Source organism: Pseudomonas poae RE*1-1-14, from assembly GCF_000336465.1.
GTDB lineage: Bacteria > Pseudomonadota > Gammaproteobacteria > Pseudomonadales > Pseudomonadaceae > Aquipseudomonas > Aquipseudomonas poae.
This window is the reverse complement of the sequence record NC_020209.1, coordinates 489,625-506,776: the sequence shown is the minus strand read 5'-3', so window position 1 is coordinate 506,776 and position 17,152 is coordinate 489,625. Positions and strand designations below refer to the sequence as shown.

At 63.5% G+C, this 17,152-nt stretch carries 14 protein-coding genes; 5 read left to right on the top strand and 9 right to left on the bottom strand.

The window, feature by feature from the left end; all coding sequences use genetic code 11:
- Positions 1 to 80: 80 nt before the first annotated feature.
- The 9 genes from H045_RS02325 to H045_RS02285 form a co-directional block, all read right to left on the bottom strand.
- On the bottom strand, positions 81 to 2,417 hold the full coding sequence (locus H045_RS02325; protein ID WP_015371315.1) for a putative bifunctional diguanylate cyclase/phosphodiesterase: 2,337 nt from the start codon (positions 2,415 to 2,417) through the stop codon (positions 81 to 83).
- Positions 2,418 to 3,336: 919 nt separating this feature from the next.
- Positions 3,337 to 4,512: an ABC transporter substrate-binding protein gene (locus tag H045_RS02320; RefSeq protein WP_015371314.1), complete on the bottom strand. Its 1,176-nt coding sequence runs from the start codon at positions 4,510 to 4,512 to the stop codon at positions 3,337 to 3,339.
- Complete coding sequence (locus tag H045_RS02315) at positions 4,509 to 5,483, bottom strand: CobW family GTP-binding protein (protein WP_015371313.1); 975 nt, start codon at positions 5,481 to 5,483, stop codon at positions 4,509 to 4,511. The genes H045_RS02320 and H045_RS02315 overlap by 4 nt, the downstream gene beginning before the upstream one ends.
- The gene (locus H045_RS02310) at positions 5,480 to 5,776 is read right to left on the bottom strand and encodes a hypothetical protein (protein WP_015371312.1); all 297 of its coding nucleotides are present in this window, start codon (positions 5,774 to 5,776) and stop codon (positions 5,480 to 5,482) included. The genes H045_RS02315 and H045_RS02310 overlap by 4 nt, the downstream gene beginning before the upstream one ends.
- A gap of 13 nt (positions 5,777 to 5,789) precedes the next feature.
- On the bottom strand, positions 5,790 to 6,539 hold the full coding sequence (locus tag H045_RS02305) for an SDR family NAD(P)-dependent oxidoreductase (RefSeq protein WP_015371311.1): 750 nt from the start codon (positions 6,537 to 6,539) through the stop codon (positions 5,790 to 5,792).
- Between the two features lie 76 nt (positions 6,540 to 6,615).
- Positions 6,616 to 7,377 carry an SDR family NAD(P)-dependent oxidoreductase gene (locus tag H045_RS02300; protein ID WP_003234084.1) on the bottom strand — a complete coding sequence of 254 codons (762 nt, stop codon included), beginning with the start codon at positions 7,375 to 7,377 and terminating at the stop codon, positions 6,616 to 6,618.
- Between the two features lie 10 nt (positions 7,378 to 7,387).
- Complete coding sequence (locus tag H045_RS02295) at positions 7,388 to 8,728, bottom strand: MFS transporter (RefSeq protein ID WP_003234085.1); 1,341 nt, start codon at positions 8,726 to 8,728, stop codon at positions 7,388 to 7,390.
- Positions 8,729 to 8,755: 27 nt separating this feature from the next.
- Entirely contained in the window at positions 8,756 to 9,634 is an 879-nt protein-coding gene (locus tag H045_RS02290; protein ID WP_003234086.1) for a polysaccharide deacetylase family protein, read from the bottom strand.
- An 11-nt stretch (positions 9,635 to 9,645) separates the two neighbouring features.
- Positions 9,646 to 10,968, bottom strand: coding sequence for an amidase (locus tag H045_RS02285; RefSeq protein ID WP_015371310.1), 1,323 nt, complete (start codon positions 10,966 to 10,968; stop codon positions 9,646 to 9,648).
- 313 nt (positions 10,969 to 11,281) lie between these two features.
- Between H045_RS02285 and H045_RS02280 the strand changes: the two genes are divergently transcribed.
- From H045_RS02280 to cmoB, 5 genes are all read left to right on the top strand, one after another.
- Positions 11,282 to 12,271: a GntR family transcriptional regulator gene (locus tag H045_RS02280; RefSeq protein WP_015371309.1), complete on the top strand. Its 990-nt coding sequence runs from the start codon at positions 11,282 to 11,284 to the stop codon at positions 12,269 to 12,271.
- 109 nt (positions 12,272 to 12,380) lie between these two features.
- Positions 12,381 to 14,801: an endopeptidase La gene (lon, locus tag H045_RS02275; RefSeq protein ID WP_003234090.1), complete on the top strand. Its 2,421-nt coding sequence runs from the start codon at positions 12,381 to 12,383 to the stop codon at positions 14,799 to 14,801.
- 183 nt (positions 14,802 to 14,984) lie between these two features.
- Positions 14,985 to 15,374, top strand: coding sequence for a protease inhibitor I42 family protein (locus H045_RS02270; protein ID WP_015371308.1), 390 nt, complete (start codon positions 14,985 to 14,987; stop codon positions 15,372 to 15,374).
- A gap of 81 nt (positions 15,375 to 15,455) precedes the next feature.
- Positions 15,456 to 16,199 (top strand): carboxy-S-adenosyl-L-methionine synthase CmoA, encoded by a 744-nt coding sequence (gene cmoA, locus H045_RS02265; RefSeq protein WP_015371307.1) that lies wholly within the window; start codon positions 15,456 to 15,458, stop codon positions 16,197 to 16,199.
- On the top strand, positions 16,196 to 17,152 hold the full coding sequence (gene cmoB / locus H045_RS02260) for a tRNA 5-methoxyuridine(34)/uridine 5-oxyacetic acid(34) synthase CmoB (protein WP_003234097.1): 957 nt from the start codon (positions 16,196 to 16,198) through the stop codon (positions 17,150 to 17,152). The genes cmoA and cmoB overlap by 4 nt, the downstream gene beginning before the upstream one ends.

Sequence of the window (17,152 nt, the reverse complement as noted above, 5' to 3'; positions counted from 1 at the left end):
TGACCGCTGGTCGGTAAAAAAACGATGCAATCGGTCAAGCTCATTGAGGTTATCGCCTGCCCGCGCAGAAACTATAGGCGTTATACCGGAACGCGTTGCTGGCCCATCCATTGCTCGAACGCCTTCGCCTCCAACGGCCGGCTGATCAGGTAGCCCTGGGCTGTGTCGCAGCGCCACAGTTTGAGCAACCTGAGGCTGGGTTCGAACTCCACCCCTTCGGCCACTACCCGCAGCCCCAGGTTGTGGCTCATTTCGATGGTCGAGCGCACGATCACGCCGTCGCCGGTGGCGCTGTCGAGGTTGCGCACGAAGGACTGGTCGATCTTCAACTCCTGTACTGGCAAGCGCTGCAGTTGTGCGAGCGACGAATAACCGGTGCCGAAGTCATCCACCGACAGGCTGATGCCGCAATCGCGCAGTTGCTCCAGCACGCGGAGGGCCTGCTGCGGGTTATGCATGATCGCGCTTTCGGTGATTTCGAAGATCAGTTGCCGGGCCGGCACGCCGTAGTGCGCCAGCAGGCCGGTGACACGCAGGGCCAGGTCATCGTCGGCCAGGTCATCCACGGAAATGTTCACCGACAGTTGGATCAGCAGGCCACGCTGGGCCCAGTCGGCGATCTGGCGGATGGCCTCTTCGATGACCCACGCAGTGAGCAAGCCCATGCTGCCGGTGCGCTCGGCCAGGGGAATGAATTCGGCCGGCGACACCAGACCCAGGGTCGGATGCTGCCAGCGCAACAAGGCTTCGGCCTGGCACACATGGCCGAGCCTGAGGTCCAGCTTGGGCTGGTAGCAGAGCAGCAATTGGCCTTCGGCAGCGGCGCGGCGCAAGTCGCGGATCAGCGTGATCTGCCGCTGGTGGGCCAGGTCGCGGTCCTGCTGGTAGATCTGCAGGTGGCCGGGCAGGCTCGCCGCATCATGCCGGGCGATGGCGGCGCGGCTGATCAACTCTTCCACCTGCTGACCATCGGCGGGGTAGGCCGCGATGCCGATGCTCACTTCATGGCGCACCTCATCTTCGCCGATGCGCCGGGGCTCGGTGAGCAACGCATGCAGGCGGTCGGCGCGGGCCACGGCGCGGTCGACCTGGGTGTTTTCCAGCAGCAACAGAAACTCGCTGCCGGCGATGCGCGCCGCCGTGTCGCTGGTCAGCAGGCTCATGGACAGGCAGCGGCTGGCTTCACGCAGCATGTCCTCGACGCCCTCCGGCCCGAAGCCCTCATTGATCACCCGGTAGTTTTCGATCCCCAGGTACAGCAACACCACCGGCCGTCGCGCGCTGATCGCACTGCCCAGGCGCTCCATCGCCAGCGCGCGATTGGGCAAGCCGGTGAGCGGATCATGCAGCGCGTTGTGGGCCAATTGCCGCTCACGCATGGCAATGCCGCTTTGCATGGCGTTGAACGCGCGGGCCAGCAGGCCGAACTCATCCTGGCTGCGCACCCGCACCGGCGTGCCGTAATCACCGGCCCCGATACGCGCGGCGGCATCCACCAAGGCACTGAGCGGGCGCGAAACCCGTCGCGCGAGGAACAACGCCCCGGCCAGCGACACCAGCAGCACCGCCAGGGCGATACCAATGAACTGTCGGTCGAGCGGTTCAAAGGATTCCAGCGCCTGGTCCAGCGGGGTTTGCAGCAGCACGCGCACCTCGCCGCCGTCGCCCGTGTTGGCCAGCGCCAGCACCTGGCTGAGCACGCGTTCGCCGTAAAACCGGGTGATCTGCGGCTCGGGGTTGAGCGGCGCCTCACGCAGCAGATTGACGACGCCGGCCTGCCAGGCCTCGGGCTGGCTGCTGAACAGCGGGCCGGCCTGATCAGCCTGCACACTGAGAAACGACACGTCCAGGTTGCTCATGGAGCGCAGTTCGCTGGCGAACTGCGTGTCCATCGGAAAGCCCATGACCACACGGGCGATGGGCAGCGGGTCGTAGACGTCTTTCTGCACCAGCAGGTAGGGCCGCCCTTCCATGGCGACGATCAGCATCTGCAACCCTTTGCGCCGCGCATGGCGCAGGGCGTCGCCAGGGGGAAACGGCTGCCCACGCGTGAACACCGGCAAGGTGCTGAGCACTACCTTGCCGTCGAGCCCCAGCACGAACACTTGGCTGGAACGAATACCCGTGCCGTGCCGACGCAGCGCCGCGAGGATCGCCTCGCTATTGCCCTCGGCCACGGCCTGTTTGAACGCGGCATCGGCGGTCAGCCAGTCGAGGCCGTAGTGCAGACGGCGACTGCGCAGGTCGAGCAGACGCTCGAACACCTCGCCGCCAGTTTTCATCTGCACATGCGCCTGGTTTTCCACGGCGCGGGTGGTGGCGGCCTTGACCGCGAAATAGGTGGCGGCGACGACAATGAGCAACAACAGCGAAAGGACCGTGGCAATGCGGGTCTGGAAGGTGTGGCGCCAGGTCATGGCTGAGCTCTCGGGTGAGGCCCGCCGTTCTTGACCGCTGGTGGCTGTGGGTGTGTGCATTCCTTGCGGCCTGATGTTGGGGTGTCAGGAAAATATCTATTTTGGGTAGAGTGATTGGTTTTAGCAGATTGCTAAGGGATGAGTCGGTTTTTTGGCGTTTGGTTGGGTGAATATTCATTTTCTGGGTGATGGCGGGGTATCGGCTCCGATCGACTTAGCGCTGTCGCGCGGCAAACTGGAACCCTGTGGCGAGCGGGCTTGCCCTGCGTTGGGCTGCGCAGCAGCCCCAAAGCCAGACGCTGAGCCGTATCAGGTACACCGCGCTTTGCTGGATTGGGGGCGCTTCGCACCCCAACGCGGGGCAAGCCCGCTCGCCACAGGGATGTGTCTTCCTGAAATTTAGTTATTTAAAATCAAGATGTTATTTTGTTTTTGATAAGAGCTGGCTTGTCTGCGCGGCAGACTGGAATCCTGTGGCGAGCAGGCTTGCCCTGCGTTGGGGTGCGCAGCAGCCCCAAAACCAGGCGCTGAGCCGTATCAGGTACACCGTGTTTCCCTTGATGGGGGGCGCTTCGCACCCCAACGCGGGGCAAGCCCGCTCGCCACAGGGATGTGGTTGCCTGAAATTTAGTGCTTTAAAATCAACAGGTTATTTTGTTTTTGATAAGAGCTGGCTTGTCTGCACGGCAGACTGGAACCCTGTGGCGAGCGGGCTTGCCCCGCGTTGGGCTGCGCAGCAGCCCCAAAACCAGGCGCTGAGCCGTATCAGGTACACCGCGTTTCCCTTGATCGGCTTCGCACCCCAACGCGGGGCAAGCCCGCTCGCCACAAGGATGTGCCTGCTTGAAATTTTTTCTTTAAAATCAAGAGGTTATTTTGTGTTTGATAAGAGCTGGCTTGTCTGCGTTCTGGGTTGCTTTCAAGCCAACCGAGCTCGCATCACGTCCCCCCACCGCCGCACCAGATAATTATGCTCATCCATCACCGAATTCCACACCGCAATATGCCCCATGCGCTGCTCGTACCCTCCCCCATCACGCACTTCCCCCACCTCGATCAGGGGTAACCCGTCGCTGCCCAACAACTCCTCCCGCGCAGGCTTGCCGGCGTACCAGTAGTCCCACTCCGCCGCGCTCAAATGATCACGACTGCGCGCCGGATTGCCAATGTAATACCCCTGCCGCGCCATCACTGCCCCCGGCCAGCCGGACAACCACCAATTGAGGTATGCATACGCCGCATCCAGCACCGGCCCCTGGGCGTGGCGCGACAGGGACAAGCCGCCGAACCATCCGCGATAGCCTTCGCGCGGCACCGCCAGCCGGTATTTCACGCCGGCGCGGTGCAGGCGCATCAGGGTCGGCGACCACAGGCTCTGGATATCCACGTTAGGGCTGAGCATCAGTTGCGCCGCTTCTTCGTCGTCCGACCAGAACGCCGCAAAGTGCCCCGCCTTCTGCTTGCCCACCAGGATGTCAGCCAGCACATCGATCTCTTCGATGCTCATATTGCCGATGTCCTTGAAGCGCGCCAGGCCCGCGCCCTGCACCGCCAGCGCCGCGTCCAGCGCACCGATGGCGGCATCGCTTTGCAGCGCGGTACGCGCGCCCCAGGCCGGGTCGAGCAGCCAGCCCCAGCTTTCATTGCCGTGACTGAACCCTTCGGGCACGCGCTCGGGGCGGTAAGCGAAACTGTCGGCATTGTGGGTCAGGGGCAGCATGCTGATGCGCTCGGTCACGCTGCTGCCCAGGCTGCCGTCGTGCTGCACGAACAGGCGCTCGCTGGGTACGCTGCCGCTGCCCAGACGATCATTGGGCGACAGGCGACCGCGCTTGGGCAGGTCATTGATCTCGTGCCACAGCGCAATGCGCCGCGTGTCGATGGGCTGGATCGCCCGCGCCGGCCACACAAAGTCGACGTTGTGAAACCACTGGTCATACAGGTCGTAGCTGTAGGGTTGCATCACCGCGATGCGCTGGGCCTGGGCAACGTCGTGCACCTGGTACACCAGGCGAATACCCAGCTCTTGCTCTGCCCTCACCCGCAGGCATTCGAGCAGGGTCACGGACGTGCCGAGCACGCGTAGCGTGATCATGCCGCGAAACGCCGCGAGAACACGTCGAAGGAGCGCCGCAGTTGCGCGGGGTCCAGGCCGCGCAGGATGAACACCAGCCGTGACTGGCGGTCGGTGCCCGGCCACGCGGGCAGGTGCACCGGGGCATGCAGGCAGTGCTGCACGCCATGAATGACGATGGGGGCCGAGCTTGCGTTCACGTTGAGCAGTCCTTTGACGCGAAGGATTCGTTCGCCGTGGCATCTTAGCAGCATCGATAACCACACCCCGAAGCCGACCCAGTCGAGCGGCTGCTCAAATGTGAGGCAGCACACTTGCGCGTCGCCGTGGGTGACAGTAGTGGCTTGATGCAGTTGCCAGCGGCGCACTTCCACCGCCGGTTCAGCGCTGCGCAGGCCTTCGCCGAGCAGCAACTGGTCGCCGCTGTGGATCGCGTGGGTGTCGAGGATCGGCGTGCCGGCATTGAGTGCCTGCAGGTGCGCGCGCAGCGCTGTGCAGTCGTCCATCAGGTCGGTCTTGCTCAGCAGCAGGCGATCGGCCGCCGCCACCTGGGCCAGCCATTCCGGGTGCAGGCGTTCCTGCAGCGCGGCGTGGCTGGCGTCGACCAGGGTGATCACCAGACCAATATGAAAACGCCCGCGCAGTTGCACGTCGTTGTTCAGGGTGGCGAGGATGGGCGCCGGGTCGGCCAGGCCCGTGGTTTCCAGGATCACCCGTTTGAACAGCGGAATGTCCCCGCGCTCGCGACGTTGCAGCAGGCCGAGCAGTGCGTCTTTCAACTCGCCACGAATCGAGCAGCACACGCAGCCACTGGGCAGCAGCACGGTGTCCGGCGCGACTTCTTCCACCAACAGGTGGTCGATGCCCACATCGCCGAATTCGTTGATCAGCAACGCGGTATCGCCCAGGCTTTCACCTTGCAGCAGGCGCGTGAGCAAGGTGGTCTTGCCGCTGCCGAGAAAGCCGGTGATGACGTTAAGGGGGATGCTCATGCTGACTCCAGATGGTCGAGCAAACGCGGATCAAGCGGGTCCAGCGGCCGCCCGAGCATGGTTTCGGCCGCTTGCCACAATTGATCCAACCCGCTCGCCAGCGCCTGTTTGCCGGTGGCCCCCAGCAGCAGGTACGACGCGCCCTGGAAGTCTTCGACCTTGAGCCGGAACACCGCCAGCACCTGGTTGATCGCCGCGATCCGGCGCAGGCGTTCGCGGCGCCGAGGCAGTTCATCGCCCAAGGGGTCGCTCCAGTGCAGGTCTTCGCCGAGCAGTCCGCAGAGTCCGCACATGGCTATACACCGCTCATGGCATGACGTCGCCGGAGTTCGGCCCGAGGGTCTGGCCGACGAACAGATTGCCACCCGGCTCGCTGGCCAGGAGCACGGCGGTGGGCGCCACTTCGTCGGCCAGGCCGAAGCGCCCCAACGGCAGTTCGGCAGCCTTGGCGCGCTTCCAGTCGGCGCTGATGCCGCCCACCAGCGGCGTTTCAATCGGCCCTGGAGCGATGGCGTTGACCAGCACGTTGTCCTTGGCCACTTCCAGCGCCAGGGACTTGGTGAAGCCGATCACCCCAGCCTTGGCCGCCGCGTAATGGGTCAACTCGGCGCCGCCCTTGATGCCCAACTGCGAGGCGATGTTGATAATCCGTCCCCAACGCTGCGCGAGCATGTGCGGCAAGGCGCGCTGGCTGGCGATGAACACGCTGGTGAGGTCGACGCGCAGCATGTCGTTCCACTGCTCGATGGACAGGTCGACGCAGCGCGCCTGGGTGAGCATGCCGGCGTTGTTGACCAGCACATCGATGCCGCCGAAGTGCTCGACGCAGCGATCAACGCTGGCCTGGGCACCTTCGACGGTGCCCACATCGGCCAGGCACTCGACCACTTCGGCGCCGAGGTTGCGGCAGGTGATCGCGGTTTCAGCGAGGCTGGCGGCGTTACGATCAGCCAGCAGCAGACGTGCGCCCTCGGCGGCATAAGCGCGCGCGATGGCGGCACCGATGCCGCTGCCGGCGCCGGTGATGACGGCGCGGCGGTGGGTGAGTTGGGTCATACAAACACTCCTGTTGAACACGGGCCCCTGTGGGAGCTGGCTTGCCTGCTCCCACATTTTTCAGACCCTATTACAGTCAGTCGGGCCAGCGTACGGTTAAACCGCCGTCGATGACGATGCTTTGCCCGGTCAAATAGCTCGACGCTTCACTGGTGAGAAACTGCACCAGCGACGCCACCTCATCCGCGCGACCGACCCGCCCCAGCGGAATTGCCCGCGCCGCCCTGGCCAGACCTTCCGGCCCCAGCGAGTTCTGCGCATCCAGCGACTGCGGTGTTTCGATCAACCCCGGAATCACCGCATTGCAGCGAATGCCCAGCGGCGCCAACTCCACCGCCAGCGACCGACACAACCCCGGCACACCCGCCTTGGCTGCGGCGTAATGGCTGTGTTCCTGCCAGCCATACACACCGCCGGCAATCGAGGAAATCGCCACCAGCGCGCCGCCTTCCTTCATGTGGCGGGTGGCCGCGCGAAAGGTGCGCATTACTCCGGTCAGGTCGACATTGAGCATCTCGTCCCACAGCGCATCGGTCATCTCCAACAAGGGTGCGCGACGCAGTAAACCGGCATTGGCCACCGCGTAGTCGAGGCGGCCGAAATGCTGCACCGCCTGCTCGGCCAGGGCGTCGACCGAAGCGGTGTCGCCCACGTCCAGCGGCAGCATCAGGCACTCGCCGCCCGCCTCTTCCACCTGCGACACAGTGATGCGCGGGTCGTGCGGATCGGCCGGGTAATACCCGCCGACCACCGCAACGCCGTGGCGCGCATAGGCCACCGCGAGCGCTTGGCCGATGCCGCTGGCGGCACCGGTAATCACAGCCACTTTGCGACTCATTGATCACTCCTTACTGAACGGTTTCCGGGCGCACATGGCGTGCGGCAAACATCAGCACACCGGACAAAAAGCACGGCACGGCGCCGAACCACAGCGCGGCGGTCTGCCAGTCGCTGCCGGCGGACAGCACCTGCGTGGCGCCGAACCCCGCGACCACTGCACCAATGGGCCCCATCGCGTGGATGATCGCGCCGCCGGTGGCGCGGATGCTGGTGGGAAAACTTTCACTGATAAAGAACAGCGCCGCCGAATATGGCCCGATCAGGAAGAACAGGCCCAGGCTGTACAGCCCCACCACGGTCGGCATATTGCTCGGGCCGTACAGCATGCCGGCGAACGACAGCCCGCCGAGCATCCAGCCGAGGCCGATCACGTTGCGCCGGCCAATTTTGTCGCCCATCCAACCGTGAGTCAGGTAGCCGCAGTAACCCACCAGATTCGACAGCACGAGGATGATCAGCGAGTTCTCGAACGACACCTTGTGCACGCTGACAATGACCGAGGTCCCCAGCACGCTGAACACCTGGATCGCGGCCCAGTTGAGCAGCAGCGCAGCGCCAATCACCAGCGTGGCGCGACGGGCCGGCCCCCGGAAGGCAGCTTTGAGACCGGCCTTGCTGTGTTCGTCGTAGTCCACGCCGTAGGTGACGGCGACGTTTTGCGCCTCGGTCACTTGGCCGCTTTTGCGCAACTGGCTGATGCGCTGGTGAATCTGGAACTGCGGGCTCTCCTTGAGCTTGCGCGCCATGATCGCGATCACCACCGCCGGGATCGCGGCAAAAATGAAGCAGCCCTGCCAGCCGATGATCGGCAGCAGCAGTGCGGTCAAACCCGCCGCGATCAATGCCCCGACCGGCCAGCCACCTTGTACCAGGCTGTAGATAAAGCCACGGCGTTTGGTCAGCTTCGGATCCTGTGAGGCGCCATACAGTTCGCTCAGGTAGGTGGCGTTGACGGTTTCCTCGGCATAGCCCAGGCCCGCCAGCGAACGGATCAGGATCAGCGGCGACTTGCCCCACGCCCCGCCGATGGCGGTGAGCGCCGAGCACAAGGCGGAGCCGGCGACGGTGAGGATGATGCCTTTGCGCCGCCCCAACTTGTCGACCACCGGGCCGACAGCAAAGGCCACCACCGCCGTGCCCACCGCCACCCAGGTCGCGATTCGCGCTTGCTCCACTTCACTCCAGCCAAAGTGCCGGCCGATCTCCGGCAACAAGGTGCCGAACAGGATGAAGTCATACACCGCAAACACCCAGGCGAAAAACGCAATCCAGGTGGCGAAACGTACTTCCTGGGACGACAGTTGCCGGGGTTTCCAGCCAGTCAGGTCAAGCTTGTTGTAGATGGACATGGGTCACGCCTCAAGGGTGGGGTGAAATCAGGTTCGGGGTTGGCGGCGGATAAAGTCGTCGGCGATTTCGTCGAAGGTGACGAAGCGAACGCCGGCATGGCTCTGGATGTGTTCGATCAGGCGCTCGAGCATCAACAGCACCTGCGGGCGACCGGACACGTCGGGGTGGATGGTCATGGTGAACACGGCGTGTTCATGTTCGCGGTAGACCCAGTCGAACTGGTCACGCCACATTTCTTCGAGGTGACGCGGGTTGACGAAACCGTGGCTGTTGGGGGCTTTCTTGATGAACATCATTGGCGGCAGGTCGTCGAGGTACCAGTTGGCGGGAATTTCCACCAGGTCGGTTTCCTCGCCGCGTACCAAAGGCTTCATCCAGGTGTCGGGGTGCTGGCTGTAATCGATCTTGGTCCAGCTGTCGCCCTTGCGCACGTAGTAGGGATGGAAGTCGTTGTGCATCAGGCTGTGGTCGTACTTGATGCCTTTTTTCAGCAGCAGCTCGTTGGTCACCTTGCTGAATTCCCACCACGGCGCCACGTAACCGGTCGGGCGTTTGCCGGTGACCTGGGTGATCAGCTCGATGGATTTATCCAGCACGATTTCTTCCTGCTCGGCGGTCATCGCGATGGGGTTTTCGTGGCTGTAGCCGTGCACGCCGATTTCATGGCCGGCGTCGGCCACGGCTTTCATCTGCTCGGGAAAGGTTTCCATCGAGTGGCCGGGAATGAACCAGGTGGTGCGCAGGCCGTAGCGCTCGAACAGCTTGAGCAGGCGCGGCGCGCCGATTTCGCCGGCGAACAGGCCGCGGGAGATGTCGTCCGGCGAGTCTTCACCGCCGTAGGACCCGAGCCAGCCGGCGACGGCATCCACGTCGACGCCAAATGCACAGAGGATGTCTTTAGCCATGGTGTGTCTCCTTAAACGTTCAGTACGGATTCAACGGATAACGCTGCGCGCAGCAGCCGCGCGTCTTCGCCGCTGGGGGCGCTGAGCAGCAGCCCGGTGGGCAGGCCCCGGGCATCGCGGCCGCTGGGCAAATTGACGCCTGGCATGTCGAGCAGGCTGCCGGGCATGGTCAGGCGCAAGGTGGCGAGGTTGGTGTCGACGAACAACGCCTCGTCGGCTTCCAGTGCTGCCAACGGCGGCGCGACGTGGGCCACGGTGGGGGTGATGAGGATGGCGCCGTCGAGGTCGTCGAGCAGTTGCTGTTGCAGTTGGCGGCGCGCGTCGGTCAGGTGGATCAATTGGCTGGCGGGCAATGCACGCGCAGCTTCCAGGCGACGGCGTACGCGGGGGTCGAGCTGTTCGGCGTCGGGGCTGTCGAGCAGCGCCTGGTGCAGGGCGAAGGCTTCGAAGGCGCCGAGCCAGCCGTGGTGTTTGATCAGGTTCAGCGCGGCCTGGAAGGTCGGGCATTCGCGCTCTTCGATCAGCGCGCCGCGAGCCTTGAGTTGCGCCACCGCACGCAGCAGGTTGTTGCCCACGGCCGGTTCAACGTCCTGTTGCGCCAACACAAAGCGCTGGCCCTTGAGGCTGCGGGCGTCATGCTGCTGAGTGCGGCCATGCAGTATGTCGTCGAGGGTCAGCGCATCGCGCACGCTGCGGGTGAGCGGGCCGAGGCTGTCGAGGGTATGTGCCAGCGGGAACACGCTGTCGCGGCTGTAGCGCCGGCTGCTGCTGCGGTAACCCACCACACCGTTGAGAGCGGCGGGAATGCGAATCGAGCCGGCGGTGTCGGTGCCCATGGCGATGGGCACGATACCGGCGGCGACGGCCACTCCCGAACCGGACGAGGAACCGCCGGGAATGCGCGCCTGATCAAGACCATGGGGGTTATGAGGGGTGCCGAAATGCGGGTTCAGGCCCAGGCCCGAATACGCCAGTTCGCTGAGGTTGGTCTTGCCCAGACTGACCATGCCGGCGCGGCATAACAGGCCGACCATCGGCGCATCGAGCAAAGCGGCCGGCGCATGACGGCGGTAGGCGGCGCCTGCCGTGGTGACGCTGCCGGCGACGTCGAACAGGTCTTTCCAGGCCAGCGGCACACCATCGAGCCGGCTCAAGGGCTGCCCGGCACGCCAGCGCGCGGCGGCGGCTTCGGCCTCGCGGCGGGCGCGCTCTGCGCTCAGACTGATAAACACCGAGGGCGAGTGGGCGGCTTTTTCGAGCGCCTGCTCGAGGGCTTGCACCGGGTCGTTACGGCCGCTGGCGAAATCCTCGGCCATTGAGGTGGCGTCTGACATCGGGATCAACCTCATAAAACGTACATATTAATAAAATGTACATTTTACAGAGGCAGCTTTCGTGCCAGTCTCTGCACCGGGTCTTGCGCTTTGCACGCATAACCACGGGCTAGATGCGTTGCATCGTCAAAAAAATACTGGCGGTGAGCGCCATCAAGGTCTTCAATGAAATAATGTATCTTTTAGTAAAAAATACATTTTGGTGCAGAAAGGTAACATCAGCCCCAAAACAGCGCCGCCGACGTGGCGCAGAGTGACAGCTGCATCTGTGAGAGAATCCGCCGCCCCCGTCCTACAAGGTCCTGAGAAACCGATGAAAGCAGTGTCCGCCCCGGCCTCCCGTTACGCGATGATTCACCAGGTATTGCGTGACTCGATCGTCAACGGCACCGCGCGTCATGGCCTGGTATTGCTCGAAGCGCCGCTGGCCGAACTGTTCGGCACCAGCCGCGTGCCGGTGCGCAAGGCGCTGGACCTGCTGCACGCCGAAGGGTTGATCTGCCGCTTCAACGGCCGGGGTTACCTGATCAACCCCGATAACCTCGCGATTGAGCCGCTACGCCTGCCCCTGAGCCATGCGCATCTGGGTCTCAACGGCGAGACTGAGCTGGTGGACACACGTCCGCTGGGTGAGCGCATCGTCGAGGACATCGGCGCGGCGCTGTCCACCTGCATCGCCTTCGGCCACTACCGCCTGGATGAACAGGCCGCCGCCGACCACTTCAAGGTCAGCCGCGCGGTGGTGCGCGAAGCACTGATGCGCCTGCGCGACCGTGGTCTGGTGGAAAAGGAGCCCTACTCCCAGTGGCTGGCCGGCCCGCTGACCGCGCGCGAAGTCACCGAAGACTACGAACTGCGCGCGTGCCTCGAACCCGAAGCCCTGCGACAGAGCGCGCCGAACCTCGACCGCGAGGAACTGCAGGCGATGTTGCAACGGGTGCTGACGGCCCAGGACAACCCACAGTGCAGCCTGCAAGCCATCGAGCAGATCGAGGAGGACTTGCACCAGCGCTGCCTCGCCGGTCTGCAGAACCGCAAGATGGCCGCGTTGATTCGCCAGGGCCAGAGCCCGATGATCATCAGCCGGATTTTCCATCGCCTGCTCGGCATCGGCGCCGACCCGGCGATGCTGGCCGAGCATCGTCTGATTCTGGAATTGTTGCTGCACGGCGCCGTGGATGCGGCGGCGCTGAACCTGCGCGAGCACCTGCAACGGGCCAGCCAGCGGATGTTGCAGCGCTTGAAAGTGTTGTCGGTACTGCCGGAACAGCCGATTCCGGCCTATCTGCACAAAATCAGCTGACGGCGTCACGCCGGTTATTTTATGCAATATGTTGCTATCGCCCCCCCGCCATTGAAACCCTCGCTGCCCCGCCCCATCTAAGCACCATACTTCCTTATGCAGGTGCCCCATGAGCGACCAGCAAGATTTCCCCGATTACGACATCAACGATTACGCCGACCCCGAAAACGCTGAATCCGCTTCGTCCAACACCGGGCTGGCGCTGCCTGGGCAAAACCTGCCGGACAAGGTCTACATCATCCCGATCCACAACCGCCCGTTCTTCCCGGCGCAAGTACTGCCGGTGATCGTCAACGAAGAGCCATGGGCCGAAACCCTGGAGCTGGTGAGCAAATCCGATCACCACTCCCTGGCCCTGTTCTTCATGGAAACCCCGCCGGAAGATCCGCGCCACTTCGACACCTCGGCGTTGCCGCTGTACGGCACGCTGGTCAAGGTGCACCACGCCAGCCGCGAGAACGGCAAGCTGCAGTTCGTCGCCCAGGGCCTGACCCGCGTACGCATCAAGACCTGGCTCAAACACCATCGTCCGCCCTATCTGGTGGAGGTCGAATACCCGCACCAGCCGAGCGAGCCGACCGATGAGGTCAAGGCCTACGGCATGGCGCTGATCAATGCGATCAAGGAACTGCTGCCGCTCAACCCGCTGTACAGCGAAGAATTGAAGAACTACCTCAACCGCTTCAGCCCCAACGACCCATCGCCGCTCACCGACTTTGCTGCCGCGCTCACCTCGGCCACCGGCAATGAGTTGCAGGAAGTGCTGGACTGCGTGCCCATGCTCAAGCGCATGGAAAAAGTGCTGCCGATGCTGCGCAAAGAGGTAGAAGTGGCGCGCCTGCAGAAAGAGCTGTCCGCCGAGGTGAACCGCAAGATCGGCGAGCACCAGCGCGAATTCTTCCTCAAGGAACAGCTCAAGGTCATCCAGCAGGAGCTGGGCCTGACCAAGGACGACCGCAGCGCGGACGTCGAGCAGTTCGAGCAGCGCCTGGAAGGCAAGGTGTTGCCCACCCAGGCCAAAAAACGCATCGATGAAGAACTGAACAAACTGTCGATCCTGGAAACCGGCTCGCCGGAATACGCGGTCACACGCAACTACCTCGACTGGGCCACTGCGGTGCCGTGGGGCGTGTACGGCAAGGACAAGCTCGACCTCAAGCACGCGCGCAAGGTGCTGGACAAACACCACGCCGGGCTTGATGACATCAAGAGCCGCATCCTCGAATTCCTGGCGGTGGGCGCCTATAAAGGCGAGGTCGCCGGTTCCATCGTGCTGCTGGTGGGCCCGCCGGGTGTGGGCAAGACCAGCGTCGGCAAGTCCATCGCCGAGTCCCTGGGCCGGCCGTTTTATCGCTTCAGCGTCGGCGGCATGCGCGACGAGGCCGAGATCAAGGGCCATCGCCGCACCTACATCGGTGCCCTGCCGGGCAAGCTGGTGCAGGCGCTCAAGGATGTGGAAGTGATGAACCCGGTGATCATGCTCGACGAGATCGACAAGATGGGCCAGAGCTTCCAGGGCGACCCGGCCTCGGCACTGCTGGAAACCCTCGACCCGGAGCAGAACGTCGAATTCCTCGACCATTACCTCGACCTGCGCCTGGACCTGTCCAAGGTGCTGTTCGTGTGCACCGCCAATACTCTGGACTCCATCCCCGGCCCGTTGCTGGACCGCATGGAAGTGATTCGCCTGTCGGGCTATATCACCGAAGAAAAAGTCGCCATCGCCAAGCGCCACCTGTGGCCCAAACAGCTGGAAAAAGCCGGCGTGGCGAAAAACAGCCTGACCATCAGCGACGGTGCCCTGCGCGCGTTGATCGACGGCTACGCCCGCGAAGCCGGGGTGCGCCAGTTGGAAAAGCAACTGGGCAAACTGGTGCGCAAGGCTGTGGTCAAGTTGCTGGATGCGCCGGACTCGGTGATCAAGATCGGCAACAAGGACCTCGAAAGCTCACTGGGCATGCCGGTGTTTCGCAACGAGCAAGTGCTGTCCGGTACCGGCGTGATTACCGGCCTGGCCTGGACCAGCATGGGCGGCGCCACACTGCCCATCGAGGCCACGCGCATCCACACGCTCAATCGCGGCTTCAAGCTCACCGGGCAGTTGGGCGAGGTGATGAAGGAGTCTGCTGAAATTGCCTACAGCTACATCAGCTCCAACCTGAAGTCGTTTGGCGGTGACCCGAAGTTCTTCGACGAAGCCTTCGTGCACTTGCACGTGCCGGAAGGTGCCACGCCGAAAGACGGCCCAAGCGCGGGCGTGACCATGGCCAGTGCGCTGCTGTCGCTGGCGCGCAACCAGGCGCCGAAAAAAGGCGTGGCCATGACTGGCGAGCTGACGCTGACCGGGCACGTGCTGCCGATTGGTGGCGTACGCGAGAAAGTGATCGCGGCGCGGCGCCAGAAGATCCACGAACTGATCCTGCCCGAGCCCAACCGTGGCAGTTTTGAAGAATTGCCGGAGTACCTGAAGGAAGGCATGACGGTGCACTTTGCCAAGCGCTTTGCGGATGTGGCCAAAGTGTTGTTCTGAGATTTATGTAGTACCCATTCAGGCCTCTTCGCGGGCAAGCCCGCTCCCACCTTTTGAAAGTATTCACAAATCAATAGGTGGGAGCGGGCTTGCCCGCGAAAGCGCCGGCCCAGTGACCGCAAAAGTCCCTGATACTCCATCTTCGGTTATGCTCGCCCTTCGTCGTGTACAACCGGAGCCCCCATGACCGTTGCCCGTCTGTTTCTTCCCCTGAGCCTTGCCTTGTTGTCCGCGTGCGCCAGCGCGCCGAAGCAAAACATCACCGTGGACGACCAGAGCGCTTGCCCGCTGCAGCTCAAATCCGGTCAGAACCTGATCCTCACCCTGCCGAGCAACCCCACCACCGGCTACCGCTGGGCCATCCAGGATTCGGCCGGCGGCGTATTGCGCGCGCTGAGCCCGGAGGTCTACAGCAGCACCGAGTCCGGCGTGATCGGCGGCGGCGGCCAGTCCACCTGGCGGTTCCAGGCATTCACTGCCGGGCAGGGCCGTTTGCGCCTGACCTCCCAGCAACCGTGGGAGCCGGAAGCCGAGCCCGTCGACACCTTCGACTGCGCCATTACGGTGAACTAGAGCACCCCATCAGACAACCCGCGCACCCGAGGGCCAAGTTGGCTAAAATGCCGGCCCTTCCCTTTCGTCGCCGGAACAACCGTGAGCAAAGAACCCGATCGCCTATTCGCCCAGCCCTTGCCCCAGGTGCCGGACTTCGCCTTTAACGAGGACGTGGTGCGCGTGTTCCCGGACATGATCAAGCGCTCGGTGCCGGGTTATCCGACCATCGTCGAAAACCTCGGCGTGCTCGCGGCGCAGTTCGCCCAGCCTGATAGCGTCCTGTATGACCTGGGCTCGTCCCTCGGCGCCGTCACACAGGCCCTGCGTCGTCATGTGCGCACGGACGGTTGCCGGGTGATCGCGGTGGATAATTCGGCGGCGATGGTCGAGCGTTGCCGTGAATACCTCAATGGCCAGGACTCGATGTTCCAGGAGTTGCTGCCGGTTGAGGTGATCGAGGGCGATATCCTTGCCTTGCAGTTCCAGCCGGCGTCGGTGGTTGCCCTGAACTTCACCCTGCAATTTATCGCCCCGGACGAGCGCCTGGCCTTGCTCTCGCGTATCCGCCAGGCACTGGTGCCAGGCGGTGCGCTGATCCTCTCGGAAAAGCTGCGCTTCAATGATGCGCAGGAACATGCGTTACTCACCAACCTGCATATCGCGTTCAAACGCGCCAACGGCTACAGCGAACTGGAAATCGCCCAGAAGCGCAGCGCCATCGAAAACGTCATGAAGCCCGACAGCCTCGAAGAACACCGCGAACGCCTGCTGGCGGCCGGGTTCTCGAGCGTGGTGCCGTGGTTCCAGTGTCTTAACTTTGCCTCGTTGATTGCCTTGCCATGATTGATCTGTCTCCCCTCGCCCGCCACTTGGTCGGCACTCCCCTGGCTGTGTGGGCCCAGGGCCTGCAAGCGCAGCTCGATAGCAAGATGGAAAAAGGCCACGGCGACCTGGAGCGCTGGCAAAGCGCGCTGGATGCGCTGCCGGCCATCCTGCCAAGCACCGTCGACCTGCTCAATGGCCTGACGCTGGACACCGACTGCGACGACCAGACCCGCGCGCAGATGCACACCGCGCTGATGGGCCTGAGCCCGTGGCGCAAAGGACCGTTCCACCTGTTCGGCGTGCACGTGGACACCGAATGGCGCTCGGACTGGAAGTGGTCACGGGTAGCGCCACACCTGAACTTGAAGGGTAAACGCATCCTCGATGTGGGCTGCGGCAACGGCTACTACATGTGGCGCATGCTCGGCGCGGGTGCCGACAGCGTGATCGGCGTGGACCCCAACTGGCTGTTTTTCTGCCAGTTCCAGGCGGTGCAACGCTACCTGTCCGAGCCACGGGCCTGGCACCTGCCGTTCCCGTTCGAAGACTTGCCGGCAAACCTGGAAGGCTTCGATACGGTATTTTCCATGGGTGTGTTCTATCACCGCCGCTCGCCCATCGAGCACCTGCTGGCGTTGAAAGACACCCTGGTCAAGGGCGGCGAACTGGTGCTGGAAACCCTGGTGGTGGAAGGCGATCAGCAACAGGTGCTGGTGCCGGAAGACCGCTACGCGCAGATGCGCAACGTGTGGTTCCTGCCCTCGGTGCCGGCCCTGATGCTATGGCTGCGCCGCGCCGGGTTCAGTGAAGTGCGCTGCGTGGATGTGAGCGTGACCACGGTGGAGGAACAACGCGGAACCGAGTGGATGAAGTATCAGTCGTTGAGTGACTTTCTTGATCCGCAAGATCACAGCAAGACTATCGAAGGGCTGCCGGCGCCGATGCGGGCGGTGATCATTGCCAGGAAGTAG

Excerpts from the sequence above, each read along its gene's own strand:
- H045_RS02325 (WP_015371315.1), bottom strand. The coding sequence starts at position 2,417 with ATGACCTGGCGCCACACCTTCCAGACCCGCATTGCCACGGTCCTTTCG.
- H045_RS02320 (WP_015371314.1), bottom strand. The coding sequence starts at position 4,512 with ATGATCACGCTACGCGTGCTCGGCACGTCCGTGACCCTGCTCGAATGC.
- H045_RS02315 (WP_015371313.1), bottom strand. The coding sequence starts at position 5,483 with ATGAGCATCCCCCTTAACGTCATCACCGGCTTTCTCGGCAGCGGCAAG.
- H045_RS02310 (WP_015371312.1), bottom strand. The coding sequence starts at position 5,776 with ATGTGCGGACTCTGCGGACTGCTCGGCGAAGACCTGCACTGGAGCGAC.
- H045_RS02305 (WP_015371311.1), bottom strand. The coding sequence starts at position 6,539 with ATGACCCAACTCACCCACCGCCGCGCCGTCATCACCGGCGCCGGCAGC.
- H045_RS02300 (WP_003234084.1), bottom strand. The coding sequence starts at position 7,377 with ATGAGTCGCAAAGTGGCTGTGATTACCGGTGCCGCCAGCGGCATCGGC.
- H045_RS02295 (WP_003234085.1), bottom strand. The coding sequence starts at position 8,728 with ATGTCCATCTACAACAAGCTTGACCTGACTGGCTGGAAACCCCGGCAA.
- H045_RS02290 (WP_003234086.1), bottom strand. The coding sequence starts at position 9,634 with ATGGCTAAAGACATCCTCTGTGCATTTGGCGTCGACGTGGATGCCGTC.
- H045_RS02285 (WP_015371310.1), bottom strand. The coding sequence starts at position 10,968 with ATGTCAGACGCCACCTCAATGGCCGAGGATTTCGCCAGCGGCCGTAAC.
- H045_RS02280 (WP_015371309.1), top strand. The coding sequence starts at position 11,282 with ATGAAAGCAGTGTCCGCCCCGGCCTCCCGTTACGCGATGATTCACCAG.
- lon (WP_003234090.1), top strand. The coding sequence starts at position 12,381 with ATGAGCGACCAGCAAGATTTCCCCGATTACGACATCAACGATTACGCC.
- H045_RS02270 (WP_015371308.1), top strand. The coding sequence starts at position 14,985 with ATGACCGTTGCCCGTCTGTTTCTTCCCCTGAGCCTTGCCTTGTTGTCC.
- cmoB (WP_003234097.1), top strand. The coding sequence starts at position 16,196 with ATGATTGATCTGTCTCCCCTCGCCCGCCACTTGGTCGGCACTCCCCTG.